Genomic DNA, 258 nt, shown 5'->3' with positions numbered 1-258 from the left:
TGGCTGAAGGAACGAAAGTCGGCTTTTACGAATCGCAAAACCTTAAGGAATGGCGTTATACAGGTAGTTTTCAAACAGAAAATATCGGCATCATAGAATGTCCGGATCTGTATAAGATGCGGGCGGATGACGGAACATATAAATGGGTTCTTGGAGCAAGCGCCAACGGGAAAGGGACCGGCAAGCCGAATACTTATGCATACTGGACAGGCAGCTTCAACGGCAACGAATTTACGGCAGACGAAGCAGAACCCCAGT

1 pseudogene is annotated in these 258 nt (G+C 47.7%); it reads left to right on the top strand.

What is annotated here, in order from left to right:
- A pseudogene (locus CF394_RS15360) lies at positions 1-258 on the top strand (glycoside hydrolase family 32 protein); the annotation flags it as partial.

The organism is Tetzosporium hominis, assembly GCF_002265435.1.
Taxonomy (GTDB): Bacteria; Bacillota; Bacilli; order Bacillales_A; family Planococcaceae; genus Chryseomicrobium; species Chryseomicrobium hominis.
The sequence above is the reverse complement of the archived record's forward strand: the minus strand, read 5'-3'. Positions and strand labels throughout refer to the sequence as shown.